At 50.6% G+C, this 26,663-nt stretch carries 27 protein-coding genes, 1 tRNA gene and 1 pseudogene; 11 read left to right on the forward strand and 18 right to left on the reverse strand.

Annotation, left to right across the window (positions count from 1 at the left end):
* Positions 1-93: 93 nt before the first annotated feature.
* Both PYCH_RS02745 and ileS read left to right on the forward strand, forming a co-directional pair.
* Positions 94-453 carry a hypothetical protein gene (locus PYCH_RS02745; protein ID WP_013905303.1) on the forward strand — a complete coding sequence of 120 codons (360 nt, stop codon included), beginning with the start codon at positions 94-96 and terminating at the stop codon, positions 451-453.
* A 154-nt stretch (positions 454-607) separates the two neighbouring features.
* Positions 608-3,811 carry an isoleucine--tRNA ligase gene (gene ileS / locus PYCH_RS02750; RefSeq protein ID WP_013905304.1) on the forward strand — a complete coding sequence of 1,068 codons (3,204 nt, stop codon included), beginning with the start codon at positions 608-610 and terminating at the stop codon, positions 3,809-3,811.
* A 207-nt stretch (positions 3,812-4,018) separates the two neighbouring features.
* Here the strand turns inward: ileS and PYCH_RS02755 are convergent, their stop codons facing one another.
* From PYCH_RS02755 to PYCH_RS09455, 7 genes are all read right to left on the reverse strand, one after another.
* Positions 4,019-4,810, reverse strand: a complete 792-nt coding sequence (locus PYCH_RS02755; RefSeq protein ID WP_013905305.1) for a hypothetical protein — start codon at positions 4,808-4,810, stop codon at positions 4,019-4,021.
* Between the two features lie 44 nt (positions 4,811-4,854).
* Entirely contained in the window at positions 4,855-5,931 is a 1,077-nt protein-coding gene (locus tag PYCH_RS02760; protein WP_013905307.1) for a hypothetical protein, read from the reverse strand.
* 201 nt (positions 5,932-6,132) lie between these two features.
* A complete protein-coding gene (locus tag PYCH_RS10120; RefSeq protein ID WP_013905308.1) occupies positions 6,133-6,474 on the reverse strand; it encodes a hypothetical protein in 342 nt (113 codons plus the stop codon).
* Positions 6,467-6,787, reverse strand: a complete 321-nt coding sequence (locus PYCH_RS10125; protein WP_237698687.1) for a hypothetical protein — start codon at positions 6,785-6,787, stop codon at positions 6,467-6,469. Before PYCH_RS10125 ends, PYCH_RS10120 begins: the two co-directional genes overlap by 8 nt.
* A gap of 174 nt (positions 6,788-6,961) precedes the next feature.
* Positions 6,962-7,333 (reverse strand): type II toxin-antitoxin system VapC family toxin, encoded by a 372-nt coding sequence (locus PYCH_RS02770; protein ID WP_013905310.1) that lies wholly within the window; start codon positions 7,331-7,333, stop codon positions 6,962-6,964.
* Positions 7,303-7,533, reverse strand: coding sequence for an antitoxin VapB family protein (locus tag PYCH_RS02775; protein ID WP_013905311.1), 231 nt, complete (start codon positions 7,531-7,533; stop codon positions 7,303-7,305). Before PYCH_RS02775 ends, PYCH_RS02770 begins: the two co-directional genes overlap by 31 nt.
* 178 nt (positions 7,534-7,711) lie before the next feature.
* Positions 7,712-8,026 carry a hypothetical protein gene (locus PYCH_RS09455; RefSeq protein ID WP_148236183.1) on the reverse strand — a complete coding sequence of 105 codons (315 nt, stop codon included), beginning with the start codon at positions 8,024-8,026 and terminating at the stop codon, positions 7,712-7,714.
* Between the two features lie 48 nt (positions 8,027-8,074).
* Between PYCH_RS09455 and PYCH_RS10130 the strand changes: the two are divergent.
* The 6 genes and pseudogenes from PYCH_RS10130 to PYCH_RS02810 all read left to right on the forward strand — a co-directional run.
* Positions 8,075-8,274, forward strand: a pseudogene (locus tag PYCH_RS10130) (hydroxylamine reductase); the annotation flags it as partial.
* A gap of 202 nt (positions 8,275-8,476) precedes the next feature.
* A complete protein-coding gene (locus tag PYCH_RS02785; protein ID WP_148236184.1) occupies positions 8,477-9,508 on the forward strand; it encodes a hypothetical protein in 1,032 nt (343 codons plus the stop codon).
* On the forward strand, positions 9,493-10,542 hold the full coding sequence (locus tag PYCH_RS02790) for a hypothetical protein (RefSeq protein WP_193383889.1): 1,050 nt from the start codon (positions 9,493-9,495) through the stop codon (positions 10,540-10,542). The genes PYCH_RS02785 and PYCH_RS02790 overlap by 16 nt, the downstream gene beginning before the upstream one ends.
* A gap of 573 nt (positions 10,543-11,115) precedes the next feature.
* Complete coding sequence (locus PYCH_RS02800) at positions 11,116-11,448, forward strand: hypothetical protein (RefSeq protein WP_013905316.1); 333 nt, start codon at positions 11,116-11,118, stop codon at positions 11,446-11,448.
* A gap of 40 nt (positions 11,449-11,488) precedes the next feature.
* Positions 11,489-12,280 (forward strand): hypothetical protein, encoded by a 792-nt coding sequence (locus PYCH_RS02805; RefSeq protein ID WP_013905317.1) that lies wholly within the window; start codon positions 11,489-11,491, stop codon positions 12,278-12,280.
* A 40-nt stretch (positions 12,281-12,320) separates the two neighbouring features.
* Entirely contained in the window at positions 12,321-12,587 is a 267-nt protein-coding gene (locus tag PYCH_RS02810) for a hypothetical protein (RefSeq protein ID WP_013905318.1), read from the forward strand.
* Positions 12,588-12,778: 191 nt separating this feature from the next.
* Here the strand turns inward: PYCH_RS02810 and PYCH_RS09590 are convergent, their stop codons facing one another.
* Both PYCH_RS09590 and folP read right to left on the reverse strand, forming a co-directional pair.
* A complete protein-coding gene (locus PYCH_RS09590; RefSeq protein ID WP_193383890.1) occupies positions 12,779-13,168 on the reverse strand; it encodes a hypothetical protein in 390 nt (129 codons plus the stop codon).
* A 200-nt stretch (positions 13,169-13,368) separates the two neighbouring features.
* On the reverse strand, positions 13,369-14,187 hold the full coding sequence (gene folP, locus PYCH_RS02820; protein ID WP_013905321.1) for a dihydropteroate synthase: 819 nt from the start codon (positions 14,185-14,187) through the stop codon (positions 13,369-13,371).
* 56 nt (positions 14,188-14,243) lie between these two features.
* Between folP and PYCH_RS02825 the strand changes: the two genes are divergently transcribed.
* Complete coding sequence (locus PYCH_RS02825) at positions 14,244-15,212, forward strand: beta-ribofuranosylaminobenzene 5'-phosphate synthase family protein (protein ID WP_048058352.1); 969 nt, start codon at positions 14,244-14,246, stop codon at positions 15,210-15,212.
* A 6-nt stretch (positions 15,213-15,218) separates the two neighbouring features.
* Here the strand turns inward: PYCH_RS02825 and PYCH_RS02830 are convergent, their stop codons facing one another.
* A complete protein-coding gene (locus PYCH_RS02830) occupies positions 15,219-16,304 on the reverse strand; it encodes a radical SAM protein (protein WP_013905323.1) in 1,086 nt (361 codons plus the stop codon).
* Positions 16,305-16,363: 59 nt separating this feature from the next.
* Here PYCH_RS02830 and PYCH_RS02835 point away from each other — a divergent pair, with 59 nt between their 5' ends.
* Positions 16,364-16,657 carry a family 4A encapsulin nanocompartment shell protein gene (locus tag PYCH_RS02835; RefSeq protein WP_013905324.1) on the forward strand — a complete coding sequence of 98 codons (294 nt, stop codon included), beginning with the start codon at positions 16,364-16,366 and terminating at the stop codon, positions 16,655-16,657.
* Position 16,658: 1 nt separating this feature from the next.
* Here PYCH_RS02835 and PYCH_RS02840 read toward each other — a convergent pair.
* Positions 16,659-16,746 (reverse strand) — tRNA-Leu (locus PYCH_RS02840).
* 50 nt (positions 16,747-16,796) lie between these two features.
* On the opposite strand from PYCH_RS02840, the gene PYCH_RS02845 reads away from it, so the two are divergent.
* On the forward strand, positions 16,797-17,549 hold the full coding sequence (locus PYCH_RS02845) for a hypothetical protein (protein ID WP_013905326.1): 753 nt from the start codon (positions 16,797-16,799) through the stop codon (positions 17,547-17,549).
* Positions 17,550-17,580: 31 nt separating this feature from the next.
* Here the strand turns inward: PYCH_RS02845 and argF are convergent, their stop codons facing one another.
* From argF to PYCH_RS02880, 7 genes are all read right to left on the reverse strand, one after another.
* Complete coding sequence (gene argF, locus PYCH_RS02850; protein WP_013905327.1) at positions 17,581-18,528, reverse strand: ornithine carbamoyltransferase; 948 nt, start codon at positions 18,526-18,528, stop codon at positions 17,581-17,583.
* Between the two features lie 114 nt (positions 18,529-18,642).
* Positions 18,643-19,845 (reverse strand): sodium ion-translocating decarboxylase subunit beta, encoded by a 1,203-nt coding sequence (locus PYCH_RS02855; protein WP_013905328.1) that lies wholly within the window; start codon positions 19,843-19,845, stop codon positions 18,643-18,645.
* A gap of 5 nt (positions 19,846-19,850) precedes the next feature.
* Positions 19,851-20,279 (reverse strand): biotin/lipoyl-containing protein, encoded by a 429-nt coding sequence (locus PYCH_RS02860; RefSeq protein WP_013905329.1) that lies wholly within the window; start codon positions 20,277-20,279, stop codon positions 19,851-19,853.
* Positions 20,280-20,281: 2 nt separating this feature from the next.
* Complete coding sequence (locus tag PYCH_RS02865) at positions 20,282-20,635, reverse strand: OadG family protein (RefSeq protein ID WP_013905330.1); 354 nt, start codon at positions 20,633-20,635, stop codon at positions 20,282-20,284.
* Positions 20,636-20,644: 9 nt separating this feature from the next.
* On the reverse strand, positions 20,645-22,213 hold the full coding sequence (gene mmdA, locus PYCH_RS02870; protein ID WP_048058176.1) for a methylmalonyl-CoA decarboxylase subunit alpha: 1,569 nt from the start codon (positions 22,211-22,213) through the stop codon (positions 20,645-20,647).
* Between the two features lie 149 nt (positions 22,214-22,362).
* On the reverse strand, positions 22,363-22,785 hold the full coding sequence (locus PYCH_RS02875) for a translation initiation factor IF-2 subunit beta (protein ID WP_013905332.1): 423 nt from the start codon (positions 22,783-22,785) through the stop codon (positions 22,363-22,365).
* 50 nt (positions 22,786-22,835) lie between these two features.
* Positions 22,836-26,660 carry an MCM2/3/5 family DNA replication licensing factor gene (locus tag PYCH_RS02880; protein WP_013905333.1) on the reverse strand — a complete coding sequence of 1,275 codons (3,825 nt, stop codon included), beginning with the start codon at positions 26,658-26,660 and terminating at the stop codon, positions 22,836-22,838.
* Between the last annotated feature and the right edge of the window lie 3 nt (positions 26,661-26,663).

Raw genomic sequence — 26,663 nt, forward strand, 5'->3', positions numbered from 1 at the left:
GAGGCAGGCCGGGTTATAAATCTTGACGTGGGCGGAAGGTTTAGATACGAAATGTTAATAAATGTCATCGGGAAGATTAGTTGGTGATGCCCGATGGTGCACGAATACATCAAGGGAAAAATAAAGGAGTTCTCAAAGGAGGAGAAGGAGAAGCGCTACAAGTATCTCGGCAAGGAGGTCATAGACGTTGGAGATCCTGGTCTTGACAGTATCCCTGAGTTCTATGGCATAGCCAATGCCATCTGGCGCGACTGGAAGAACGGTGAGATAAACACGAAGACTGCCATCGGAAGGCTGGCACTTCTCAAGTTGCTCACCTACAAGAGCAAGAACAGGAAGATAAAGGACATTCCAGAGGAGGAGCTCGAGGAAGTTAGGAAGTTCATTGATTACATAATCCAGGTTATAGAGAACGAGAGCCGGAGGAAGAGCGAGTCAGGAGAGAATAAATAGACTACTATTGTTATCCAAAAACCTTATAAACACCTCTCCCCGATTTTGCCCGATGCCAATGAGGGGGGATTTATTTATCTTCGGTTTTGTCGTATCGGCCTGAGGTAAAATCCCCCGTTAGCGGTCATTCTGAAAGCTTCTGGAGGGTTCTGCCATGATTAGGGAGCCCGAGTTCAGAGAATACGATGCGAACAGGCTGGAAGAGAAAATCGAACGCTTTTGGAAAGAGAACGACATATACGGGAAAGTGAAAGCAAGCAGGGCGAACGGTCCGAAGTATTACTTCCTCGACGGGCCACCCTACGTGAGCGGTGCCATACACCTCGGAACGGCTTGGAACAAGATAATTAAGGACATGATAATCCGCTTCAGGACGATGCAGGGCTACAACGTGAGAAGACAGCCGGGCTTCGACATGCATGGATTGCCAATAGAGGTCAAGGTCGAGCAGGCCCTTGGCCTTAAGACCAAGAAGGAAATTGAGGAGAAGATAGGTGTCGAGAACTTCATCAGGAAGTGCAGGGAGTTCGCCCTCAACAACCTGAGGATAATGACGGAACAGTTCAAGATGCTCGGAATCTGGATGGACTGGGACAACCCCTACATGACCATAAAGAACGAGTACATTGAGTCAGCATGGTTCACGCTCAAGAGGGCCTGGGAGAAGGGCCTCCTTGAGAAGGACAAAAGAGTTTTGCACTGGTGTCCGAGGTGTGAGACGGCCCTGGCCGAGCATGAGGTTCGCGGCGAGTACAAGATGAGGAAGGACCCGAGTATATACGTTAAGTTCCCGGTTGAGGGGAAGGAGAACGAGTACATCCTCATCTGGACGACCACGCCTTGGACTCTGCCGGCCAACCTCGCGGTTGCGGTTCACCCCGAATACGACTACGCCAAGGTTAGGGTTAAGACCGAAAGCGGCGAGGAGTATTGGATAATCGCGAAGGCCCTTGTCGAGAAGGTTCTTGGGGAAGTTGGCGTTGAGGGTGAGGTAGTGGAGGAGTTCAAGGGCGAGGAGCTCGAAGGTCTCCGCTACGTCCACGTTCTCCTCGACGAGTATCCGAGACAAAAAGAGTTTCGGGAGAAATATGAGTGGGCCCATCGCGTAATCCTCGGCGAGCACGTCACGCTTGAGGAGGGTACAGGTGTCGTTCACACCGCTCCAGGCCACGGTGAAGAGGACTTCGAGGTTAGTCAGAGGTACGGCCTGCCCGTTTACTCCCCTGTAGACGACCAGGGCCGATACGTGGAGGGCAAGTGGAAGGGCATCTACGTCAAGGATGCTGACCCGCAGATAATAGAACACCTCAAAGCCAAGGGCTACCTCGTGAAGGCTGGAACGATAGAGCACAAGTATCCTCACTGCTGGCGTTGCAAGACCCCGCTGATATTCAGGGCAACAGACCAGTGGTTCCTCAAGGTCAGCAAAGTTAAGGAGAAGATAATCAAGGAGAACGACGAGAAGGTGACCTGGTATCCGGACTGGGTAAAGGTTAGGTACGACAATGGCGTTCTCAATTCGGGCGACTGGGTCATAAGCAGGCAACGCTACTGGGGCATACCGCTCCCTATATGGCAGAGCGATGACGGTGAGATATACGTCGTTGGAAGCTTCAGGGAGCTCGTTGAATTAGCCGTCGCGATAGAGGTTAACGGAGAGAGGATAGAGCTTCCCGAAAGCTACGAAGAGAAGCTCAAGGTCATTGAAGAGAAGCTCGGCCCAGAGGATTTACACAGGCCCTACGTCGATGCCTTCATCATAAAGGTCAACGGCAAGGAGATGCGCCGCGTCAAGGACGTCGTTGACGTCTGGTTCGACAGCGGAATAGCCAGCTGGGCCTCCTTAGGCTATCCAAGGAACAAGGAACTTTTCGAGAAGCTTTGGCCGGCTGATTTCATAGTCGAGGGTGAAGACCAAGTTACGAAATGGTTCTACTCCCAGCAGGCTGCCAGCGTTATAGCCTTCGACACAGTCCCCTATAGAAAAGTGGCGATGCACGGGTACGTTCTCGACGAGAAGGGCGACAAGATGAGCAAGAGCCTTGGCAATATTATAAGGCCGGAGGATGTCGTTCAGAAAGAGGGCAGGGACTCGTTCAGGTTCTACATGCTCTGGGCGACGAACCCGTGGGAGAACCTGCGCTTCAGCTGGAAGGGATTGGCGCAGGTCAAGAGGATGCTCAACATACTCTGGAACGTGTATGTGCTTTCAGCCACTTATATGAGCCTCGACAACTTTGACCCCACAAAGCTTAAGCCGGAGGAGCTTCCGTTCAGGGAAGAGGATAGATGGATACTCAGCAGGGTAAACGGCCTAATCTCGAAAGTCGAGAACGGCATAGAGACCTTCTACCTCACGAGGGCAACTAGGGCAATATACGACTTCGTAGTTGAGGATTTGAGCAGGTGGTACGTCAGGCTCATAAGAAAGAGGCTCTGGGTTGAGGGCGACGACCCGGACAAGCTGGCGGCATACTACACGCTCTGGAAGGTCTTTGATGTGTTGCTGAGGCTCATGGCTCCCTTCACGCCATACATAGCTGAAGAGATATACCAGAATCTACTGAGGCCATTCATCGGTGTTGAGAGCGTCCACATGCTCGACTGGCCTAAAGCGGACGAGAAGGCCATTGATGAAGAGCTCGAGCGCGAGATGGAGTACGTCAGGAGGATAGTCGAGGCGGGCTCTTCAGCAAGACAGAGGGCTAAGATAAAGCTCCGTTATCCGGTCAGGAGGATAATAATTGAGACCGAGGACGAGACCGTAAAAAAGGCCGTCGAGAGGCTCAACCGCATTTTGAAGGACCAGCTCAACGCCAAGGAAGTTGTTGTAGGAAGGGTTGAGAGGGAGCTCGTCATCAAGCCGAACTTCGCGAAAGTTGGCCCCGAGTTCAAGGGCGATGCCAGGCTCGTAATAGCGTGGATAAACGAGCACGGAAGGGAACTCTACGAGAGGGGCGAGATGGACGTGAAAATCGGAGGAAAGACCTTCCACCTCACGAGGGAGCACCTCAGCATAGAGGAGAAGCTGCCGGACTTCTTCGTTGCTGAGGACTTCGAGGGCGGAAGGGTCTTCGTGGACAAGACACTCACGAGGGAGCTTTTAGCGGAGGGCCTCGCGAGGGAGTTCGTGCGCAGGATACAGGAGATGAGGAAGAGGCTCGATCTCGACGTCAACGACAGGATAGTTGTTACGATAGAGACGAGCGAAGAGAACCGCGAGCTGCTCAGCGAGAACCTCAACTACGTGAAGAAGGAGACGAGAGCTGTGGAAGTAATCTTCGGCGAGGCAAAGGGCTACGTGGTTGAGTGGCCAGAAGTCCAGGCGAAGATAGGGATTGAGAGGGTCGAGGGATAACTTTGGGCATTAATGGCCGTTTTTATTTCTCTTCTCCCATTTCTTCTGAGAATTCAAGCATTGTCAACAGAATAACACCAACTATTGCGAGGTATATAGGCGAGTTTTCCCCAGAGTGCAAATATCGAAGAGAACATCGCAATAAGGATCACAATAAGGCCTGTAAGCTTTACAACCTCTATTACCAACCTTTTTCTAGATTTCATCTTAAATACCCCCGGCAGAATTTAAAGGTTGAAGGATGCTCCAGACAACAAAGAGCATGGCCACTGCAAGTGAGAGCAAGACAATCGTGAGGATTCTCCTTCCACCTCTGCGCGGGAGGTAAACCCCCAGAAAGCCGAACAGAGTGTTCAAAACTGAGAGAATCAAAAACCCTTCGGCGTTCCTAACCACGGCATTGAACATCCTCAGAACGTCTTCTGGATAGTTCTGGGTTAAAACGTAAGAGGAGACGGCCCAGATAACGGGAATCGCGAGAGTTGAGGCAAGAGAGGTTTTACCAACGAACTCAAAGCCATCATCTGTCCTTTTACTCCTGAGAAAGTACAACGGGAGGACTATAATCCATACCACCATCGTGGCGAAGACAGGATACATCACCACCATAAGAAAAGCCAGGCCAACGAACGCCATTATGGCAAGGAAAACATCATGAAACCCCAGGAGAGACGTACTGAAAATTCCCCAGAGAATGAGGTGATGGGCTATGCATTCCTGCACGTCGTACTTCAGGTAGCCTGAATCCCACGGCTCATCCCAGTGCTCCTCAAGAATCTCGTCAATTCTCTTGATGTCCCTCTTCCTGTATCCATGCTTCTCTAGAATGCGGGCGAGGAAGAAGACCATTGAAGCTACCATGAGGACAAAAAGAAGGACCGTACTAAGAACCCATTCAAGGGTTATGACGCCAAGTTTCACCCAGGCGAAACCAAATAGCACCGCGAAGAGCACCACAGGAAAAACAAAGATCTTAAGAATGATTTTTCTCCTCCTCATTGAGACCACCGGGGGATTTTTATAAATTGAAAAAATAAAAACATTTAGATTCGTGAAGCCAAAAGCGCGCAGAATTGGGGACAAAATAGAGGAGTAAAAACTGCCGCACAGCCAGATTCACATCCAGGAAATGGTATTTTACATATGTATCTTCCACAGAATACTTTTTTCACAAGGATTTCACTGCAACCATAAGAACAACCCGCACTTGAAGCAAGTGACTTTATGTCCATTGAGCCGCATAAAGTACTACATCCCAACGTGCAAACTCCGCCTCCAATAAGACAGATGGCACTAAGCACCCATCCACCAGATGCCATAGCCCCTAAGCATACTATAGTAAAAGCAGAGGTACATGCTAAATCACAAAGGTGGGAGCATCCTGAGTAGTCATCGATGACTATAGCGTACCCTAAGTTTGTTTTTCCGTTGTACTCAGGAAGCTTAAGCCTCACAAGGTGTGAAAGATGTCTTAACTCGTAAGCACTCCTGCCCCAAATCCAGCTCGTCTCGTCACTCCTACGAAGCTTCATAAGAATTTTGTTCAGAGTCCAGTAGTAATCTGAAAGCGTAAGGTTGCCGAGCACAAGCACAGTATCCCCGACAGGAAGAGCTTTATCCTTATCATGGGGAGCGATGTTCATCCCAGTAACAAAAGCCCTGTACTCCCCAGTCTCCGGGTCGGTTAGGATTTTAGTGATTAGCGTAAAATTATACTGACTTCTCTCGGCTCTATAAACAAGGTTATATATGGTATAGTTAACGGTGGCATTGTAGGCAGTAACCTTGACGAACAACAACTGTTCATGATCCCTTGTCATGTTGTACAGGGTTATTATCGAAACATTAACGTGAGCGCTCGTATTAAAAGCACCACAGGAACTACCGTTCTGGCAAACGCATGGAGAATGCGTCAAATTAGTGAAGTTTAATGTTGCATTCACCCAAGTTACGTTCATCTGAAGTTTACCATTCTCATCGTACCAAGCAACGACTGCCCTCCTAAAGGTTACGCTGGCGTTGCTGGTACTCATTGCCATGGCCTGCGGTGCCGCAATCAACTGCAGGCTCAACACTATGAAGATCAGAAACACGCCGAACGTCGCCTTTCTCCAGTTCATGGCCACCACCTGACCAGTCGGTCAAGGAGAGCAGGCAATCTCCATATATAAATTTTTTCCTTTTATAAGTTGGATTTAATAACGTTTTTTTTTCGTAGGATTTTCAATTTCCAACCGTACCAAAACGACGAGAACAAGACGAAAGAAGGGAGAGTAAAAGAGTGAACAAAAGAACACAAAAGTTCACCCTTAGCAATATCATCATTGGTCATCGAGTTCTATTCCATGAACCTTCAACCTCAACCACCCGAGAAACGTCCCAAAGGGGAGGAAAACCGTCGTGAATATATAAAACAGCCTGAACATCGTCAGCAGGGATTCCCTGATGAAGAAATCACTGTACTTCCCCGTGAATATCATCAGAGCCACTACCACCCCAAACTCATAAAAGATGCTGTAAAACAACCGCCAGGCCCCGCCTTCGGCGTATTTCCTCTCCAGCAGACCCGTTTCCAGGAGTTTTTGTGTTACCTTGTAGTCTTTTTCAGAAACAACCGCGAAAAGTATCCCAATCAGCCCGCTTATGACCAGACTATCAATCACGAAGAGGTAAAGCCCCAAAAGTTATGGCCACAAAATTTACAACGGCCCGGATTTTGAGTATCCGGTCGGATATTACGTACCTGTGGGCCATCATGGAACAGTACCAGCCAGCTATAACAGGAACGTAAAGCGCCATCGAGAGGCTCTTTTCCAGACTCACCCCCGAGGAGTACGCGATTGTGAACACAAGGAGGAATGCTGAAAGTTCCTTGAGGAAGTCTCTCCAGGAGTAGAAGACTTTTTCCGGTGTTTTCTTGTCCCTTTCCTGTAGTGTCACCACAAGAAACAGCGCGAAGGCACCGATTATGAACAAAACACCGAGCATTTTAACGAGGGGAATGAAAGAAGTGCCCGGTTTCGCAAACATCAAGTAGATAAACCCAAATAATAGCACTCTGAACCCAAACGAAATCAGGAAAAGGGGGCGTACCTAAATGCTAAAGATATAGGGTTTTTACTCACAAAGCATCCCCCGGCTTTCTGAGGTTCACCTCTCCAAAACCTTTACCCTCAGACCGTACTCCTTAAAGCGCTCAAAATCAGCATCGCAGGTATAGAGCGTTGCGTTATGGGCTATGGCAGTGGAAGCTATGAGAAGGTCCTTTGTTGGAGGTCTCAGGCCCTTTGACATCAGGTCCCTGAATATCTCACCTGCAATCTCTGCACTTGTCCTGTCAAAGTCCAGGACAGGCATCTTTTCAAGGGCCAGCCTTTGTCGGGGTTTGAGATTCCCGCAGAGGAGCTCAAAGAGCACTATCGACGGAAGGGCATACTCGGCATCTTCGGAGAGCTGCACTAAAACCTTCTGATTGCCTTTGAACAGCTCAATCACCACGCTGGTGTCCAGGAGTTCAGCCATTCCTCGACCTCCTTCATTTCCTTCTCAAATTCCTTGGCCTCTTCTTCCGTCATTGTCCCGAAGGCTATCATGAGCACACCGAGGTTGCCCTTCTTTTTCTTGCCTATGAGCTCCCTCAGGAGCTCGGAGAAGCTCTTGTTCCCCTTCATCCTGACGAGCTCGTAGTAAACGTCATCCGCTATGGTTATCGTCTTTCCCAACGGCACCACCTATAAGTGCATGCATGCACGAAATATTTAAAACTTGCCCGCGAGCATCTCCAAACCATCCAGATTTAGGCCACAAAAATCATTGTTAAAGCCAGAGCGGTTAGTTTCTTCGATCTTTTAGGAAGGTAAAGGCCAATTAAACCAAAGAGTAAGTTTAACCCGGAAAGCTCTAGCAGTGAGACCACCAATTCCGTTTTCCGCCCGAAGGCCATGAGCTCCCGATAGGGTCGTCGCCAGCCGGATAGCTGGAGTGGAGCGCGATGAGCCTGACCGCGACGAGGACTGCCGTATAAAAGAGGTTCTGTCTAACCGTCAGCTCAATTAAAAAATCTCTATCAGGTTCCTTTCCCTTGAATAACTCGTAGAGGGCAAAGGGAAGCCCCAGGATCCAGATGACCATGGAAACGAGGAGAACGAAGAAGGCAAAGATTCTGGCGAATATAGCAACCCCATTGAGAACTCCCCTCACCGGGCCTCCGGCCATCACCAGGGAGCTCGCGAAGAGGCCCCAGAAGACGAGTGTTTTTCCGATTATGTTAAAGTCTACCTAGGGATTAAGGGCATCTACCTCGGCCCCAAGCCACCGGAGTTCCTCACCCCAGAGTCTTTGAAATCTTCAGGAAGCAGTTCGACCTAAGGCTCACCGGCGACCCGGAGGCTGACCTCAGGGACATACTCAGCAAGGGGGTTAAAATAGAAGAAGGCTCCGCTCTGGCGGAGGAGCTTGATTAAACCAACTCTACTTTTTCTCTTTCGGCTACTGGTGTTTAGATTCATGGATTTGGATTCTGTGGGGCTTCTGGCTGTTCTTAGATTGTCATGTTTCGGCGGTTGTAATCTGAACTCCCTATGGAGTAGTGATCTAATTTTAATTGCCGTTGTTTTGTTAATACTAATAATAGAAAACTTTTTAAGACTTGGATTTGTTATCCTTATGAACAATATTGGAGGTGAACTCATGGGCTGGAAGCGGTTTGTTGCGCTGGCATTGGTGGTGCTCTTCCTTGGAATGACGGTCAGTGGAGCCAGTGCTACTGCCAGCTTCGTTAATGCAACGGTGAACAGTACGGCAACGCTACCCGGAGACCTCAGTCCGGGGAAGCCGGGCGATGAGGTCCAGCCTGAGAATGTTGGTGCTGAGATTGTAGTAGAGAAATTCTTTGGTACATTTGTTCCGGGCATAGGATGGGTAGTGTTTATAAGCGGAGTTGTATTGGCAATTTCAAAATATTTGTACTCCAAACCGGTTAGTGAGTTCACTGAAGCGTTCTATAAAGAACTTCCAGACAGAATTTCATACAACGGGCAGGAACTGGCAAAAGGAATCGAGAACAAGAACCGATGGGGGACTAAAGTAGAAATTGGATACGGCTATGTTAAAAAGAAGTGGTTTGGCCTCAAAAAGGAAACCGTCATAGTGAAGTCAGTCATAACAATAACCAGAGACGAAGTCAAGGCTGTCGAAGACTTATTCAGCCCGAAGGAATATGGCAAACTCCTTGCACGGGCATACCTCAAAGGCTGGGACGCTAACGATGCGAAGAATGTAGTAGAAGAATTCTATGATGCGTACAAAGATGTATTCGTTAAGAACAGAGTGACGTTCAGAGGAGCCCCATGTGGGAACTTCCCACCTGGCAAGGTTGTACTCACAAAGAAACGAGTTGCGCACATAGTTGGCAGGCACGTCTTTGGGATCTACGAGTATGCTGGTCAATCAGATCCAACGATATTTCCAAAATACCTAACGATAAGGGAAATAGTAATCTTAATCAAGAAGGCCATAGAAACTGGTAGCGTAACATGTGACCCAAAGGATCCAAATACTGTGATAATTAGAAAAACATTCCCAGAGCTTAGGACTAACCCACATACGTCAAAAACACTAAGGGTAATACTAAGGTACAACAGGTCAAAGGGATGGTATGAAATTATCACTGCGTACTTAGAGTGGCTAAGGAGGTGAATGTGGTGTCTTTCTCCTTTGTTTTCTTCGGCTTTGAGGAGGCGCTTCGTGGGGAAGTTCCAGAGGATACTCTAACCATTGCCATCAAACACGGGGATGAGATTATACCCTTGGGCGATTGCTTCACCAAGGACGCGGTTGGTGACGTTATTGAGGCAATAGCATTCGCCATCAACTCCTGCGAAGGCGTTAAAGAATTGTACCTCAGGAGCGGACGGTGTGGAGTTTTGTTGTTTCCAGGCAGATATTGCCGAGATAACAGCATTACCTTGAGGTTAGGCACTTATGAACCAATGTCTCATATTAGGTTTAAAATCAGGGGCGACCTCCTCCAGCTCAAAATACACAGAGAGAACAGAAAAGATTTGGAGACTGTGGAGGTTCCTCGTGAGGAGTTTGTTTCCTCTTCTCTGGCTTTTGTTCGTTCTTTTCTTGCGAAGTTTCCGGATGAGGGGTTGATGAGGAAGGTTGAGATTGTGGAGGAAATGGCGAGGAGGAAGGGTCTTCTTCCAGCTGAGGGAAAATTTGAAATTAAGGTTGAATGGCTTGGGGAAGTTAAATGCGGGAAGGAGAAATTTCCGTTGGTTTACGCTGTCGTAAGCCATGGGAGGGAAATATTCAGCGGGCTCGTCGAGCCTGTAGCCTTTGCAGGAGACTTGATAAACCTCCTAAAATTCAGCCGGGGCATGGAAATTAGGTGTGAGATTGACATGACACCCCACACTGACGTCCTTGAAAAGGCGCTGTCTCTTGTTGAAAGCGATAATCCGGGTAACTACCTCTTACTCTGGTTTGGAGGCGAGTGGCCTGGCACGGTGTTTGTATTCAATGTTGATGACGAACTCGTTTTTGTGAACACTAAAACCGGGTCAGTCATTAGGGTCAAGAAAGAAGAAGCGGAGGCTGTAGCTGTTAATGTTGTTAGGGAGATAATAAGGGAGTTAAGGAAATGGAATGAGGAGTTCATCGGCCCCATAAGGAAGAAGGATGCCGTTTCCATGCTCATAGGGGAGCTTGAGGGGGCCCTTCAATGATTCACACAAAGATGCTCTGTTGGCACTTCAACTTGGAGAGAATTAGACGGAAGCTTGCTGAGAGGTTTATTCCTCCTAAAAAATCCATCCCGATCCACGGCTTAAAGAAACACCTATCTCGGAGCTTGAGTATGAGTACGGCCTCAAATGCTCCAAAATAAAAGGTACAGCGTTTGAGGTCTGGTTCGGGAAGCTTAACCGACCAATTCTTTTCAAACTGAAAGGGGATAGCGCTTATATCTGTGCAAATAAAGCGATCCCCTCCGGTGACCATAATTGTGAAATTGTAGAAGTTTTCATAAGATGCAATGCAAGGGCCCTCGCCTGTGAGTTTCACAAACTGGGTGAGGTAACCTTTGACGAGCTAGACGAGCTCACGTCGCTAATTAGAGAACCACTTCAAGATGTTGCGAGAGCTTACCTTGACTTTCTAAGGAGAATTGGAAAGTTCTCTTCAAAAGTCGCACGTAAGTGCGGTGGGAACTATAACGTCTCAATGAACAACATTGAGAATTGACACGACAGTCTGATAAGCCCAGTTGTATTTTTGCAAACGCATGGCTGAGTGAATGGTTGAATAGGAAGTACAAAAATTTCAGGGCACACTTCAGGGAAAGATACAACTGTGGAGGCTACTTCCCTGGGGGAGAAGTCATCATTGATAAGGAAGGCGCTAAACACATCATTGTACGACACATACTCACAAACGTATACAAATTCAAGGACAAATTTAAGTACATCTCTGCCCAGGATATCATAAGAGAAATAAAGGAAACCATACGAAATCCAGATTACATGGACTGTGGAAAGAAACCGAACAGAATAGTACTCGTGAGATACTCTCCAAAACTTGGAACAAAAATGGCAATAGTTCTTGAAAAGTGGGGAAAGGGTGGTATAGGATAGTCACCGCATTCCCTGCATCTAAATATTAGGGGGTTGTGTTATGGCCCATCTTTCCTTTTATTTCACTGCAGAAGAGGAAGGATTTCCCGTTCTAATAACGGCCGATGAACCCATATTCCTCACCGATGAACCCGTCCCGGTACAGGAGTTCATGGAAGTGCTGAAGATGCTTGCAGAGTTAAAAGCTCCAGGTAACTTTTTCAGACTGAAAATCGTGGGAAATGGAGGGCACGTTACGATTAAACTTCCCGACGACAGGGACTTCCAGGTTCCCATTAGGGAGTTTACTAAAAACATTCAACGCACTATCGAAAACATAAGTAGTATTATGCAGAAGAAGCCGGTGAAAGTTGAGCATTTAAGATTTAGACTCCTCCGTCCTGGTGAGTTTTGGAACGAGAGCGATGAAAGCTACTTGAATGAATATGATGTTGAGATTTATGGTGATATTTATATTTTAAATGCTACCATCAACTTAAAGAATTACATTGATGATCTGAAAAAACTGAAAGAGTTCATTGAGAAAGAAAAACTGCCCAAGGAAGAGTGGAGAGTAGTGTGGGACACTGCCCAGCTAAAGCCGGGTCTGGAAAAAGCGTTATCAATACTGGTTAGGTTGGCCAGCCCTACCCGTCCACCTTTTGTCAGGTTTACGCTTGGGACTTACGACCCGCTGGAAATAATCTACGTCTCCAGTATTGGTGGCATGGTAGTTCTGTTCTTTGTTGCATGGGCTAAAATCACAGTTAAAGTTTCAAAAGGAGTCCTTTTAAAAGCCCTGGATGAAGCAATCATAAACGCGGAAAGGGAACTCGAAAGACTGAAGGCTTAACTCCATCTAAGTCCCCTCCAAAAATCTGAAATCCGTCATAGTGAAGCCCGTTATAACAATAACCAGAGACGAGGAGAACGAGTTCAGAAATTTCATTGGAGGACCGGGAGTTAAAACGCCTGCAGGAGACGGCAGGATGGTTTCTGAGGATATTCTGAAGCCCGTTGAAAGTCTTCCAAGCTGGGTGGGAATACGACCAAAGGTCAAACTCTACGTGGACATGGACTTTGGGGCCTTTGACCCTACCCTTCATGCGGTACTTTTAAGGAGTGGAAACTTTCTGATTTGGATTTTCGATATGTCCTAACCGATCGTATTGATATTCGTTCATCCCTGGCCAAGGCCACAATAAGGCACATTGACAGGTCAATTGAAATACTCTCGTTCGATAGGTAGCTCGGATGACATAGGGAAAAGAAGGAGGTGAATGTGGTGTCTTTCTCCTTTGTTTTCTTCGGCTTTGAGGAGGCGCTTCGTGGGGAAGTTCCAGAGGATACTCTAACCATTGCCATCAAACACGGGGAGAAAACCACACTCCTGGGCGATTGCTTCACCAAGGACCCGGTTGGTGACGTTATTGAGGCAATAGCATTCGCAATCAACTCCTGCGAGGGCATTAATTTCCTTCGAAAAATAGAGCCTACCGTGGGTCTTTTCGATTATTTCTGGGAGACGTTTCAAGTCATCTTGTGAGTAGCCGTAGCGTTCAAGGGCCTTTCCAACGAAGTGAAGCGCTACAAGGAGAAACGGGATGAGAAGGAGGAAGGCAATGAAAAGGTTCACGGCGTTGAGGTTTTTCCTCGTCTGGGAGGAGAGAGTCCACAGGGCGAACCAGGAGCCCGGAACGAGAAGCCACGGGATGAGGTAGTCCCTGATGAAAACCCTCATGGCCGTTAATATTATCGGGAGTAAATAAGTCTTTTGAACCCCTGACCTCCTCCCCGCCCTGAAGGGAGACGAGATTATCCTTTCTTTTTCCTGTCGACTTTCCCTTCATCTTGATTGGCTTTTGAGGGAGTTACGGGAAAAATTTCCAAAAATGAACTCCTACTGCCCCGGCAGTTGGAGTTTAATGTCCTAATTCAGCTTTAGGGAATAAATCGCCTCACAAAATCAGCTACCTTAACGGCATCGAGCGTCTCCCTGACGTCGTGGGTTCTAACTATGTTCGCCCCCTTCAAGACGGCTATTGCCGTCGCAGAGAGGCTGCCCGCCAATCTCTCGGATGGGTCTTTTCTCCTTGTTATGGCTCCGATAAAAGATTTCCTCGAGACACCGATAAGGATGGGCCTTCCGAACAGTTTGAGGAGGTTTAAATTTGCTATGACCTTTGAGTCCCACTCGTACCAGGGTGGATAGGCAGGTCTTAGGAATCCTATTGCGGGGTCAATGGCTATATCCTTAATCCCATGTTCCTCAGCTATTGCCAGACTTTCCTGTAGGAACTCAATGACTGTTTTAACAGGGTCAAGTAAGTCTCTCACCTGCCCATGGGCGCATAAAACGACTGGAGCACTGTATTCTGAGGCAACTTTTGCCATGTCAGGGTCTCCTTTAAAACCCGTAACATCATTTATTATGTCAGCACCGGCCTTGAGAGCTTCCTCGGCGACCTTAGCGTTCGTTGTATCTATACTCACCGGGACATCAACAACATCCTTGACAATTTTAATTGCCCACTTGGCCCGTCTAATTTCCTCCTCGAGCGGTATCTGAGTCTCGAGATAGGGGGCAGTAGATTTGGCTCCGATATCTATGAAACTTGCCCCCTCATCAACCATCTTCACTGCCGTTTCAACTAAGGCCTTCTCATTGTTTCTCACACTCCCCTTGTAGAAGCTTTCGGGTGAGACATTTATGACACCCATTATCCTCGGCTCGTCCAGTTTAACACCCGCAAACTTCATGAGCACCACCCTTGGAAAAGTTTGAGGAAGAAATAAAAAACTTCGAGGTGGTGGTCGTGATAATTCGCACTCCCCGGAGACTTCACCTCGGTCTGATAGATCCCACTGGAAGCCTTGGGAGACGGTTTGGAAGCCTTGGCGTTGCTCTCGAAGGGGGTTATGAGCTCAAAGTTCTTTCAGCTGAGAGGCTTGAAATCATGGCCGAAGCTGAAGACAGGAAGACGATAGAGAAGGCCGTCGAGAGGATGAACTCCGCCTTTGGAACCGGGACGAGCTACAAGTTTGAGGTAATAAAATCCATTCCAAGGCACGTTGGCCTAGGCTCGACGACGCAGCTGAGCCTTGCGGTAGGCACTGCCATAGCGAGGCTCAACAAAATTAGCGTTCCAATCGAAAAGCTTGCCAAAGTTCTTGGGAGGGGGAAGAACAGCGGGGTAGGAATTTACGCCTTTTCAGTTGGAGGCTTCGTGGTTGACGGCGGTGTGAAAGATGGAATTCCCCCACTCATACTCAGGGAGGACTTTCCCGAGGATTGGGCTTTCCTGCTCGTTATTCCAGATGTAAAACCGGGTCTTGACGAGGAGGAGGAAAAACCGATAATGGAGAAAACCTTCGGGCGCGTTGATGTGGCAATGGAGATAAGCTATCGGGTTATCCTTGGCCTTCTGCCCGCTTTGAAGGAAAGGAACATCAGAGTTTTTGGTAAGCACCTTTCGGCTATTCAAAGACTAGTTGGGAGACACTTCTCGGAGTTCCAAGGAGGAGAGTTCAGGGACGATGTGAGGCTGATTCTTGAGTGGTTGGAAGAGAAAACCTACGGGGCAGGACAAAGCAGCTGGGGACCAACAGTTTACGGCCTCATCCTGAAGTCCGAATTTCAGGAGCTTTTCGACGAGATAACCGATTATCTGCGGGAGCACGGAATTAGGGCGAGGGTTGAGTTGGGTTTGCCCAGGAACAGTGGGGCTGAGATAGTCCGGGAAAACGCCTTCCTGGAAAGGTTGATAAAGAGCGTAGCCGAATGAAGTACGTTAGGGTAAGGGAATCCTCTCCACTTCAAGCCTGTCCCACGTCGGATACTCCTCGACGATGAAGAACCTTACGTCGCCTTCTATAGCTTCAGCCAGCTCAATGGCAACCTCCACGGGCATCTCTATCCTACCCTTCTCACGGTTTATGTAGAGCCACTCAGCCGGAACTTCAGCATCCTTCACGAGGAGAGCGTAAAGCTCGTCGAGGTTCCCGTATTCGGCTATGCCGAAGCGAAGCGTCCCGTCCTCGGTTATCTCCATGTAAGGCTTTGCCACGTTCTTGGCCATTCTCCTGAGTCGGTTCCTGAGCTGGACGGCATCCTTAAGCTTGGCGGTGCAGAGGTGGTAGCTCAGGGATGTGTTTTCCTCGCCCCAGCGAAGGATTTCGAGGCCGAGCTCTAAGCTTCCCTTTATGGCCGAGCTTTCGTCGTTTATCGGCTTGTATCCTCTGTCAAGGAGGTTCCTCATGTTGGTCTCGCTGAACTCAAGCTCGTTCACGTTGAGGAACTTCGCCCCAAGCCTGTCTAGGAACTCCGCGAACCACTTTATCCGTTCACCCTGGCCCGGAACGGCCGGGACCTCTCCACCCACGTCCCAGCTGAAGTCGAAGGCGTTCTTTATGTTCTCAATTTCCCTCTCGAAGAGCTTTGAATTCGGAGTGAAAATATCTGGATGAAACCTTATCTCATCTAGGCCGGCATCGTAGAGCTTTTCGAGGGCCTTCTTCGTAGCCAGGGCACCGGTGGTGTAGAGGTGTAGATGGAACTCCTCGCCGAACCGCTCCTTCAGGGCCCTGATGTATTCGACCGTCCTGTTCAGCCTCGCGAGCGGGTCACCACCGGTAACTCCAGCTCCCCCTGCCTCCTGTATCAGTGCCTCCGCTATTATGTCATCCACGCTCCTGACAGGCCTCTCGTTGGCATAAACGACATCTCCCCTCCTCCATGGACTCAGCGGGCAGTAGAAGCAGTTTCTGGGGCAGACCCCAGTGACGAAGAGGACGAGCTTCTCACCCCTAACGCAGAGCTGGCAACCCTCGGGGAGTTCTCCCACAACGTATGAGTAGTAGGTTGTCTCCCTGGGCATAGCACCGACCGGTAGCCCTTCCGGAGGACTACCTTTTAAAGGTGGCGGCTGATTCTAGGATGGTGGAGAACGTGAGGGGTGAGCTTATAAGGGTGCTTAGCGCCGTTGAGGAAAAGGCCAATGAGCTCAAGATGGATGGCTTCGAGCCCGACGTCGTGCTCTTCGGGAGAGAGGCCTACAACTTCTTATCTTCCCTCGTCAAGTCGGAATTAGGTGGTGAGGAGCTTCCAACGGAGCTCTCTGGCCTGAAAATCGTGATCTTAGATGAGCTCAGAGGATATGCTGTGGTCATAGACTCAAAGGCATTAGGTTTTGCACTAGGAGCGGCGAGGAGAATTAGAATCGTGGGATGAATGGTGCGGGGGCGGGGATTTGAACCCCGGAACCCCTACGGGAGGGGATCTTGAGTCCCCCGCCTTTGACCAGGCTCGGCAACCCCCGCACCAAGATGAAGTTTCGAAGGGTGGCTTATAAGCTTAATGGGTGGTTCCCATGAGGGGTAGGCTGATGATTGCTCTCCTCCTGCTCCTGCTGGCCTCCGGCTGCATTGGACCGACGACCTCCCCAACCATCACCCGCACCACCCGACCAATGAAAGTTATCTTTAACGAAACCCACACTTTTGGGAGTAGATTCTCCATCAGAGTGAACTTGACCGAGGAGGCTGTTGTGAGTGTCAAGCTCGAGATGCCCGAGGGTGCAGTTCTGAAGTACCTAGGGGTAATAAGGGCCGAGGATGCGAGGACGTGGATTTTAAACGATGAGGGAGTTCAATACGTAGCCAGGAAGAATTCTGTCACTGCCGGAACGTACAATTTCACGCTTGGTTCTGGTAAGTATTACATCGTCTTTGGACCGCCGGAGGCTCCCCTAGAGGATGTCGTTCTTGGTGAGGGAACCGTCGAGTTGCTTCCCTCCAACAGGACTGTCATAACCTTCAACGCAAGCCAATACATCCTCCTGAAGAACCTTCAGCTCAAGCTGATAATTCAGGGGAACGTGTCCTTCCAGCTCCTCGACAGTTATCAGCATGGCAAATGGGAGAGGGGCCAGCATTTCGTCCCCGTGACGGAAAAGAAGAACGCCGAAAGCGGGATATACAGGATATCAAGGGACCTGCCGGGCACGGTGTACTACCTCATCATTAACAACGACTCATCCGAAGAGAAGGCCGTCGTGGAATACGAACTTCGGGCAAGCGCCGTGAGGCCATTCAAAGGCAGGATAGTTGTTTCTCTTGGCTGATCCCTTTCATTAAAATTTTAGAAGAGAGGGCTCAGCCCTTAATCCCACCCATCAGCAGGGCAAGCACAGCCTTTTGGGCGTGGAGCCTGTTCTCCGCTTCGTCCCAGACCACACTGTTGGGCCCATCTATGACGTCGTCCGTGACCTCCTCGCCCCTGTGGGCCGGAAGGCAGTGCATGAAGAGGAAGTCCGGCTTTGCGTGCTTTACTAGGTCCTTGTTAACCTGGAACGGCCTAAAGATTCTCCTCCTCTCCTCGGCCTCTGCCTCCTGTCCCATGCTCGCCCAAACATCAGTGTAAATGACGTCCGCATCTTTGACGGCCTTAATTGGGTCATGGAGGAGCTCGAAGCTTCCACCGCTCTCGGCCGCGTTAGCCTCGGCCCACTTGATGACCTTCTCGTCGGGCTCGAAGCCCTCTGGCGTTGCAACGACGACGTGAGCGCCAAGCTTGGTTCCGGCTATCATGAGCGAATGGGCTACGTTGTTTCCGTCGCCGACGTAGACAACCTTGAGGCCAGCTATGTGGCCCTTCTTCTCCCATATTGTCATGTAGTCCGCTAAAGCCTGGCACGGGTGAGAAAAGTCAGATAGACCGTTTATCACCGGAACGCTTGCGTACTTGGCGAGGTCTTCAACATCCTTGTGGTCGTAAACTCTCGCCATTATGGCATCCACGTAACGGCTGAGGACGCGGGCGGTGTCGGCTATCGTTTCGCCCCTGCGGAGCTGGAGGTCCTGGGCGTTGAGGTAGAGGGCATGGCCGCCGAGGTGTGCCATGGCAACCTCAAAGCTCACCCTTGTCCTCGTGGAGGGCTTCTGGAATATCATTGCCAGGGTCTTGCCCTCAAGGAGCCTGTGGGGCTTGCCTATCTTCTGCCAAATCTTCATCATTTTGGCCGTCTCGAGAATCGTCCATATCTCCTCGGCCGTGTAGTCCTGGAGGCAGAGAAGGTCCCTTCCTGCAAGGCTCACGACCATGGCCATCACCGGAATTATCTAGGGGACCCGATTAATAACCGTTTCGTCGGTGTGAAATAGTCAGGTGCGGAAAATATTCGGGGAGAAGGGCCCAGGGCTTTAAAGAAGTAAAGGTCAGCCAAGGGCGCTCAGGAAGACGCCCGCGACCACGGCAGTTCCTATGACCCCGGCCACGTTGGGTCCCATTGCATGCATGAGGATAAAGTTCCCCGGATCCTCCTCGCTGGCCAGCCTCTGCACGACGCGAGCACTCATGGGGACGGCGGAGACACCGGCTGCGCCTATCATCGGGTTTATCCTGCCGCCGCTGAGCTTCATCATGAGCTTTCCAAAGAGCACTCCTCCAGCCGTCGCGGAAGCGAACGCAACTATGCCGAGGCCGAGTATTATGAGGGTCTTTGCCGTCAGGAAGCTCTCCGCCCTCATTGTTGAGCCAATACCAAGGCCGAGGAATATGGTGACGATGTTCATGAGCTCCTCCTGGGCAGCTTTGCTGAGCCTCTCGACCACGCCGCTCTCCCTGAAGAGGTTGCCAATCATGAGCATGCCTATGAGCGGGGCAGCGCTGGGCACGAGGAGCCCTATGATGATCATGCTGGCTATGGGGAAGATTATCTTCTCCCTCTTTGACACAGGCCTGAGCTGCTCCATCCTTATCCGTCTTTCCTCGGGTGTGGTGAGGGCCTTTATGACGGGCGGCTGAATCAGTGGAACGAGGCTCATATAAGAGTAGGCCGCGACCGCCGTTGCCGAGAGGATATGCGGGGCGAGCTTCGTGGTAAGGTAAATCGTCGTAGGTCCGTCGGCACCGCCAATTATCCCTATCGAAGCGGCCTCCGTGAGATCAAAACCAAGAACGAGGGCCGCGAGCATGGCCACGAAGACTCCTATCTGTGCAGCAGCACCGAGAAGGGCAGTCTTTGGGTCGGCTATCATCGGACCGAAGTCTGTCATGGCGCCAAGGCCGAAGAATATCAGCAGGGGCACGACCTCCGTCCTGATGAGGAGGTAGTAGATGAGGTCGAAGATGCCCGGTGGGCCATACTGCTGGTTCAGGTAGCTCAGCGTGGCGAAGATGTTGTCCTGCACTTCTGGAGGCAGTTGGGGGGCTAAGGGCCAATTGGCGAGGTGCGAAAGCGGAAGGTTCACGAGGACGGCGCTTATGCCTATGGGTAGGAGGAGGAGCGGTTCCATCTTATAGCGGATTGCGAGGTAGACGAGGGTTAGCCCGACGAGTATCATGATGATGTTGCCAATCGTAAGGTTCACGAGGCCCATGTGCTCAAAGAAGTCAATTATTGCCTGCTCAATACCCATGGCCATCACCCGAGCTCTATTAGGGCTTGTCCCGTATCGACTGTATCTCCCTCCTTCACGAGGATTTTCTTCACGACGCCGTCCCTTGGGGCTGGAATTTCGTTCTCCATTTTCATGGCCTCAAGGATGAGTAGCCCCTGCCCTATCTTCACCTCTTGGCCTTCGCTGACGAGTATCCTGAGGACCTTGCCAGGCATAGGGGCCGTGACGATGTTATCTGACACCGGTTGGGGCTGTGCTGGGACAGGGGCTGGAGCGGGTGCTGGCGTGGGCGCTGGGGCTGGGGTCGGTGTCACGACGGGTGCGGCTCTCTGAATGCCCCTGGCCTCGACCTCGTAGGTCTCTCCCTCGAGGGTAACCCTAAACTTCCCGGGCATGAGCTCCTCCACTTCGACCTCGAACTCTTCACCATTTATGACGATCCTAACCTTCATCTTCACCACTTCCCGAGCTTGTAGTTGAAGTTCTCGACCTCTCCAACATGGCTTGTTACACCGGAAAGCCACCAGGCTTCGGAAGGCTTCCTCTTAATCGGGAGCTCCTTAGGCCTTTTCTGGTCCAGATACGCCATTATGGCGGCCGTTATCACGGCAATCTTCTTCTCATCAAGACCCTTCTTTGGTGGACTCTCTTGAACCGGCTCCTCACCACCATCCTCCTTCTCAACGAGGCGCCTCTCGAGCCATCCAATGGCGTACATAGTAACCGCCAGTATTCCGAGAACACCGAAGACGACGGTGACACCGAGGACGGTTATGCTAAGACCCTCCATAAGCCCCCCAATCACCATGCTTTCACCTCACAGTGGTATGTTGCCGTGCTTCTTCGGCGGCAGTTTAACGCGCTTACCCTCCAAGGCCTCAAGGGCGAGGATTATCTTAGCTCTCGTTTCAGCAGGATCGATGACATCATCGATATAACCGCGAGCAGCCGCCACGTAGGGGTTGGCGAACTTCTCCCTGTACTCCTTAATTTTCTGCTTCCTGAACTCCTCTGGGTTCTCGGCCTTGGCTATCTCCTTCCTGAAGATTATATTGGCCGCTCCCTCCGGACCCATAACTGCTATCTCTGCTGTAGGCCAGGCGAAGACGAAGTCCGCTCCAAGGTGCTTGCTTCCCATCGCGAGGTATGCTCCACCGTAAGCCTTCCTGAGGATAACCGTTACCATCGGAACGGTTGCCTCGGCGTAGGCGTAAAGAACTTTAGCCCCGTGCCTTATGATTCCCCTGCTTTCCTGATCAACGCCCGGCAAGTAACCCGGCACGTCAACGAGGGTAACTATGGGAATGTTGAAGGCATCGCAGAAGCGGACGAACCTCGCGATCTTGTCGGAGCTGTCTATGTCGAGCACACCCGCAAGGTGAATGGGGTTGTTAGCTACAATCCCCACGGTCTGACCGTTCATCCTTCCAAAGCCTATGACGGCGTTAGGGGCGAAGTAGGGCTGGAGCTCAAGGAAGTCCGGGTTGCCGTCCTCATCGCGGTCAACTATCTCGTAAATGACCTGCCTGACGTCGTAGCCCTTGTTGGGGTCATCCGGCACGATATTATAGAGGTTCTCGGTCCTCCTGAAGGGGGAGTCGCTTGTCTTCACGCGAGGCGGCTTCTCCATATTGTTGGAGGGGAGGTAGCTGAGAAGCCTCCTAATCAAGGCCAAAACTTCCTCGTCATTTTTGCCCACGAGGTGTGCCTGGCCTGAGCGCTGGGCGTGAACCATGGCACCACCAAGCTGGACCGGCGTAACATCGACACCCGTAACGGCCTTCACGACCTGCGGACCGGTGATGAACATGAAGGTTGAGGGATTATCCACCATGAGTATGAAGTCACCTATGGCAGGGCTGTAAACGGCTCCTCCGGCACAGGGCCCCATGATGGCCGTTATCTGGGGAACGACGCCACTGAGAATGGTGTTCATCTTGAATATCTCACCGTAGCCTTTGAGGGAGTCAACGCCCTCCTGAATTCTCGCTCCACCAGAATCGTTGAGGCCTATAACTGGCGCTCCAGCCTCGAGAGCGAGCTCCATGATGCGCTTAATCTTCATGGCGTGCATCTCGCCGAGGGAGCCGCCCATCACCGTGAAGTCCTGCGAGTAGACGAAGACAAGTCTGCCGTCGATTGTTCCGTAGCCTGTGATTACGCCATCAGCTGGCAGTTCCCTCTTATCCATGCCAAACTCGGTGGCCCTGTGCTTCACGAACATTCCTATTTCGACGAAGCTTCCGGGGTCGAGAAGGAGCTCGATTCTTTCTCTAGCGGTCAGCTTTCCTTTCTCATGCTGCTTTTTGATGGCCTCCTCTCCACCCATTTCCATTATCTTCTTTTTCCGTTCGTATAGCTCTTTAACCTTCTCCTCCATGCTCATGAGCATCCCCCGCTGGCATGGTCTGGCTGGTGTTTGTAAAAGGACTTAAAAGGGTTTTTCATAGAGCGTGAAATTAAATATAGGGGCGGTCAGCCGACTGTTTACTCATCATCCGTCAGCACTCGGCAAAGTCATCATCCCGGAAGACCTCAGAGATGCTGAATTGGGGTCTCGGCACCGCAGGCCTCACACTTGAGGAAGTAGAACCTGTCCCTCTTGAGTATCTTGGTGTCCGGACTACCACATACCTGGCAGATAACGTACTCCTTGATGTACTTCTTTAGCTTGTTGGCTATGAGATATGGCGTAAAGCGACCCTGAAGGATGACACGCCTTCCTTCGAGCGTTCCAGCGGTAGCTATCTCTCTGAGTAGGAACTTCAGGACGTGCTGAGGATCCCTGTTCAGGGCCTCGGCTATGTCTTTGAAGTTCTCTATTATCGTTTTGTTGCCCTCAATCGTGACGAGAGCACCTGGAACCTCAAAACGGGACTTGTGGTGCTTGACGTTCTCGGGAAGCTCCTCGTAAGCCTTCTCAAGCAGCTTTTCATAATCGTAATAGTCTATCTCCATAACATCACCCCCACACGGCTTTATCCGATGCCTTATAAAACGTTATTGGTTCAGAGGGTCTTGTAGTAGCCGGTCTCAGGCATATATATCTGGCCCCCTCTGAGGAGCTTCTCTATTATATCTCTCGCTTCCTTTCTCTCTATTCCAGCTCTGCTCGCCTCTTCGAGAATGTCCTCAATGTAAGCACCCTTCTCGTTAACCTTCTCAAGCTTTTCTATAATCGCAAGTATCTTCTCGACCTTGCTGAGCTTCTTAGCACTCTGTCCGACTTCAAGTATTGTCACATCTATCTGTCCCTCCTCATCCCTGGCAATCTGCCCAAGAGTGAACTCTATGAGCTTTATGGCCTCTCTGGCATCCTCTCTCGTCACTATGGGGCTGAGCCTCATCTTGGCATGTGCTTCGCTTAGACGAATTAAAGCTTCGAGCTGCCTCGGGGTTATGGGTATTGGCCTTATCCCTTCCTCGTCTTTTTCAGTAAGTCTCTTTGCGCTCCTTCTCATCTTCACGTAGTACTTCCTTATCTCCTCTATGGCCTCCTCGCTTATCACGGGATGGACGTTCTTCCTTGCGTAGGCTATGTACTTCCGGAGAAGGTCATGGGGGATCTTGGGCGTGACGACCTCACTCTCTCCCCTCCTGACACGGAGTATGTGGGTCGCGATGGCGCTGTCTATCTCCTCGTCCGGCTCGTCTATGAGGACAAAAATTAGGTCGAACCTGCTCAAGAGGGTTGGGGGTAGGTCGAGCTGCTCCGAGATGGGTTTCATGCGGTTAAAGCGGCCGTGTTTCGGGTTTGCTGCGGCAATAACCGTGGCCCTCGCGTTCAGCGTAGCCGTTATACCTGCCTTCGATATGCTGATGGTGTTATGGAGCACGAGGCCATGGGATACGAAGAGATGGTGGGGCTCAACTGTGACGTCGTAGACCCATTCGGAGTCCTTGTTGGGAACTTCATTGACGGCAACGATTCTAACGAATCTTATCCTCTCTAGGTTCCTTTCCACGAATTCTATTAGCTTTTCAGCCTTTTCAAGCCGTTTTGTTGCCTCTTCCTTCACAATTTTTCTAATCTTCTCATCACTCAGCCTTCGCCTTAGGGAAAAGGGAGATATCCCGTGCTCGTAGTAAAGCCTCCACTTGGGAAGAATTTCCACGACCCTCTCCATGTCATCATTCTCGATTGCCCGCTTCAGCCTTTCAATGGTCTCCTGAACCTGTTGGGAATACTTGAGGACTATATTCCGGGAAACTACCTTGCGCCTGAGCCTCGACCTGCTCCCGGCTGGAATCCTTAAGCCTAAGAGGTCAGCGGCCTCCAGAATTGCCCTTCCAAAGTCCCCGGGCACCTTCTCCTCCCTTCCTTCGCCGAATCGCTTGCCCGTGATTTCTTCCAACCTTTTAATGCATTCTCTTTCCTGCACTATTAGCGAGAAGCTTCCCACTCCCTCTCTGAGCGTAGAGCAAACTCCCAGGAATAGCAGAAGGTCCTGGAAGTCCTCCGCCAGCTCCCTTGATGGGAATCTAATCACGGGCTTCCCGTTCAGTCCCCTGCCTCTAATTGTCCATATCCTCCTGACGAGTTCTTCTAGGAGCTCTCTTCTAAATCTAAAGACCTCTGGCGGAATTCTTGCCCCCTTCTTGAACCTGTTGCTCCCTTCTTTGAACAGATTTCTTAAAACAGCTTCAATATCTCCCTCTTCTTCTCCGAGGGGTGGGTACTCTCTAACGCCTATTGCAAAGTCTCCTGGTCTAAGATCTTCGGCAGGAACCTCCTTGACACCATTCTCCCATACAAGAACCGGGTGCTCTGGCGTGACAAGAATCTCCCTTCCGTTCTCGAGCTTAATCTGAATGAACTTCTCGGGTGGCTTGTGTCTGCTTACGCGGTCAGCCCTTACCCTGACTATCTGGCCCCTCTTAGGATCGTACGCGAGGATGTAGACGTCCTCGACGGGCAGGATTTCTGTGTCCTTGCCTATTATCACCCTATCGCGGTTCCTCTCAATTATTTCGTCCACGAACTCGCCTATCTTTACCTTCCTTCCATCAGCTAGAAGGAGCTCGAAGTTCCTGTGGTAGCTCTGCTGCTCTAGGGCCTCGTGGATTACGCTCCTATCGCGGTCGCTCATCTTATCTATTTCATCGATCATCGCAAAGCCGCCGTCGGCAAGGACGAGGGCGCCCGCCTCAAGCACCCAGCCACCCGTGAACTCATCGCGGACGGCGGCGGCCGTAAGCCCGGCCGCCGAACTGGACTTTCCAGAAGTGTAGATGGCCCTGGGAGCTAAATTGGCCACGTAGCGGAGAAGCTGGCTGTTGTGGACAAAAATATCGTTGGCTATGAAGTTGTGGTGCTCCGGGACCTGAAGGTCGTAGACCCACCCGTGCTCTGGCTTATACTCTTCAATTTCGACTACTCTATCCCAGAAGATGTCCGACTCTTCAAGGAGTTTCCTTAGGCTTTCGTCTTCTGTTTCGGGCACTATCCTCGGTTCGTTCTCTCTTCTTGGTACGGCTATGAAGTCTCCAACCCTGAGCTCCTCGGCCTTTTTCGTCCGGAAATGTCCGTCCTCAAATGTGAAGAACGGGTGAGTTGGGGTGACCCTAATCTCGCGCCCGTTCGCGGTCTTTATCCTGAACATCTTCTTCGGAGCGGTTCTCTTCCAAGCGATGTTGGCCTTGACCTTTCTGACCTTCAGCGTTTTTGCGTCGAGAGCGTAGAGTTCGAGGTCAATTGGCGCATAGAAGCCATCATCAACAGTTTCGAGCGTTCCTTCCACTTTAGCTTTCTCAATAGCCTTTTCAACTATTTCACCAATCTCCTTTAAGCTCCCATCGGCAAGCAGAACCTTCGTGTGGTAATCAACGCACTTGGCAACTCCTGGGTCGCCCACGAGCAGAACGTGAATGTCTCCCCTCAGCCTTGTTCCATCCGGAAGCGTTCTCGGAACACCGCCAAAAAGGGCCAGAGCTATGCCTTTCTTTACCTCCCTGTATCCATATATGGCGGGTGCTATGGAATCCACGATGGCATCCACGATGTCCTTTCTCTTAGCGAGCTCTCTTATCTTCTGCTCCTCCTCTGGAGTAATTTCAAGTTCCTCCATCTCCTTGCTGAGGGGCTCTATGTGGTTGACCTCTATGATCTTCCTGAAGATCGGCGTCTTGTCTCCCTTCTCCTGCACCACCCTGAGTATTCCGGTAACGAGGACTCTATCACCCGGGAGGGCCGTATCGACGAGGTCGTCGAGGAGTACTGCATCGATGAAGCGGGGCATTTGGCCGCCCTTTAGGCTCTCGGGCCTGTCCTGGAGGCGGAAGGTCTGGAAGTTTATGAAGGAGCTCTTGTTGACATCGAGCTCGATGTTCTTGCTCCCGCACTGTTCGCAGCGGGTAACCTTTGTCATGCCGCCGTAAGGCCTCTGGACGCGAATCATCTCATTGTAACAGTCCCGACACACGAAGACCGCCGTCCTGACGAAGGGCTTTATCTCACTCACCCTTGTTATTATCCCTTCCACTTGAATGAACCTGTTTATGTGTTCGGCCCCGATTTCCTTGACGAGGAGTGTCTCAGGAAGATTGAAGAACCGGGCGTGAACCTTGGGGGGTTCCTCCTTGAAGAAGTCTTCCTTCAGCACTATCTGGATGGCATCCTCTGCCGCCGCTATGCTCTCTTCAGGATTATTTAGAAGTTCTTCGGCGAGTTCTGGGTCAAAGGAGTTTAGATGTGTCCAATCTATGGATATGGAGCGCTTGGGAGTCACCGTCAGAATATCATTTATCCTTTCTTTGTAAACGGGTTCGCCAGATTCGTCGGCATATTCACGGAGGAAACTGACGAAGCGATTTATCATCTCATCCCTATCCAAATC

It is taken from the genome of Pyrococcus yayanosii CH1, from assembly GCF_000215995.1.
GTDB lineage: Archaea > Methanobacteriota_B > Thermococci > Thermococcales > Thermococcaceae > Pyrococcus > Pyrococcus yayanosii.

Coding starts and splice junctions, on each gene's coding strand:
- PYCH_RS02835 (WP_013905324.1), top strand. CDS start 16,364: ATGGTGGAGAACGTGAGGGGTGAGCTTATAAGGGTGCTTAGCGCCGTT.
- PYCH_RS09455 (WP_148236183.1), bottom strand. CDS start 8,026: ATGGCCGGAGGCCCGGTGAGGGGAGTTCTCAATGGGGTTGCTATATTC.
- PYCH_RS02875 (WP_013905332.1), bottom strand. CDS start 22,785: ATGGAGATAGACTATTACGATTATGAAAAGCTGCTTGAGAAGGCTTAC.
- PYCH_RS02760 (WP_013905307.1), bottom strand. CDS start 5,931: ATGAACTGGAGAAAGGCGACGTTCGGCGTGTTTCTGATCTTCATAGTG.
- PYCH_RS02785 (WP_148236184.1), top strand. CDS start 8,477: ATGAACAATATTGGAGGTGAACTCATGGGCTGGAAGCGGTTTGTTGCG.
- PYCH_RS02755 (WP_013905305.1), bottom strand. CDS start 4,810: ATGAGGAGGAGAAAAATCATTCTTAAGATCTTTGTTTTTCCTGTGGTG.
- folP (WP_013905321.1), bottom strand. CDS start 14,187: ATGAAGTTTGCGGGTGTTAAACTGGACGAGCCGAGGATAATGGGTGTC.
- PYCH_RS02860 (WP_013905329.1), bottom strand. CDS start 20,279: ATGAAGGTTAGGATCGTCATAAATGGTGAAGAGTTCGAGGTCGAAGTG.
- argF (WP_013905327.1), bottom strand. CDS start 18,528: ATGGTCGTGAGCCTTGCAGGAAGGGACCTTCTCTGCCTCCAGGACTAC.
- PYCH_RS02855 (WP_013905328.1), bottom strand. CDS start 19,845: ATGGGTATTGAGCAGGCAATAATTGACTTCTTTGAGCACATGGGCCTC.
- PYCH_RS02770 (WP_013905310.1), bottom strand. CDS start 7,333: ATGGCTGAACTCCTGGACACCAGCGTGGTGATTGAGCTGTTCAAAGGC.
- PYCH_RS02830 (WP_013905323.1), bottom strand. CDS start 16,304: ATGCCCAGGGAGACAACCTACTACTCATACGTTGTGGGAGAACTCCCC.
- PYCH_RS02805 (WP_013905317.1), top strand. CDS start 11,489: ATGGCCCATCTTTCCTTTTATTTCACTGCAGAAGAGGAAGGATTTCCC.
- PYCH_RS02845 (WP_013905326.1), top strand. CDS start 16,797: ATGAGGGGTAGGCTGATGATTGCTCTCCTCCTGCTCCTGCTGGCCTCC.
- PYCH_RS09590 (WP_193383890.1), bottom strand. CDS start 13,168: ATGAGGGTTTTCATCAGGGACTACCTCATCCCGTGGCTTCTCGTTCCG.
- ileS (WP_013905304.1), top strand. CDS start 608: ATGATTAGGGAGCCCGAGTTCAGAGAATACGATGCGAACAGGCTGGAA.
- PYCH_RS02865 (WP_013905330.1), bottom strand. CDS start 20,635: ATGGTGATTGGGGGGCTTATGGAGGGTCTTAGCATAACCGTCCTCGGT.
- mmdA (WP_048058176.1), bottom strand. CDS start 22,213: ATGAGCATGGAGGAGAAGGTTAAAGAGCTATACGAACGGAAAAAGAAG.
- PYCH_RS02745 (WP_013905303.1), top strand. CDS start 94: ATGGTGCACGAATACATCAAGGGAAAAATAAAGGAGTTCTCAAAGGAG.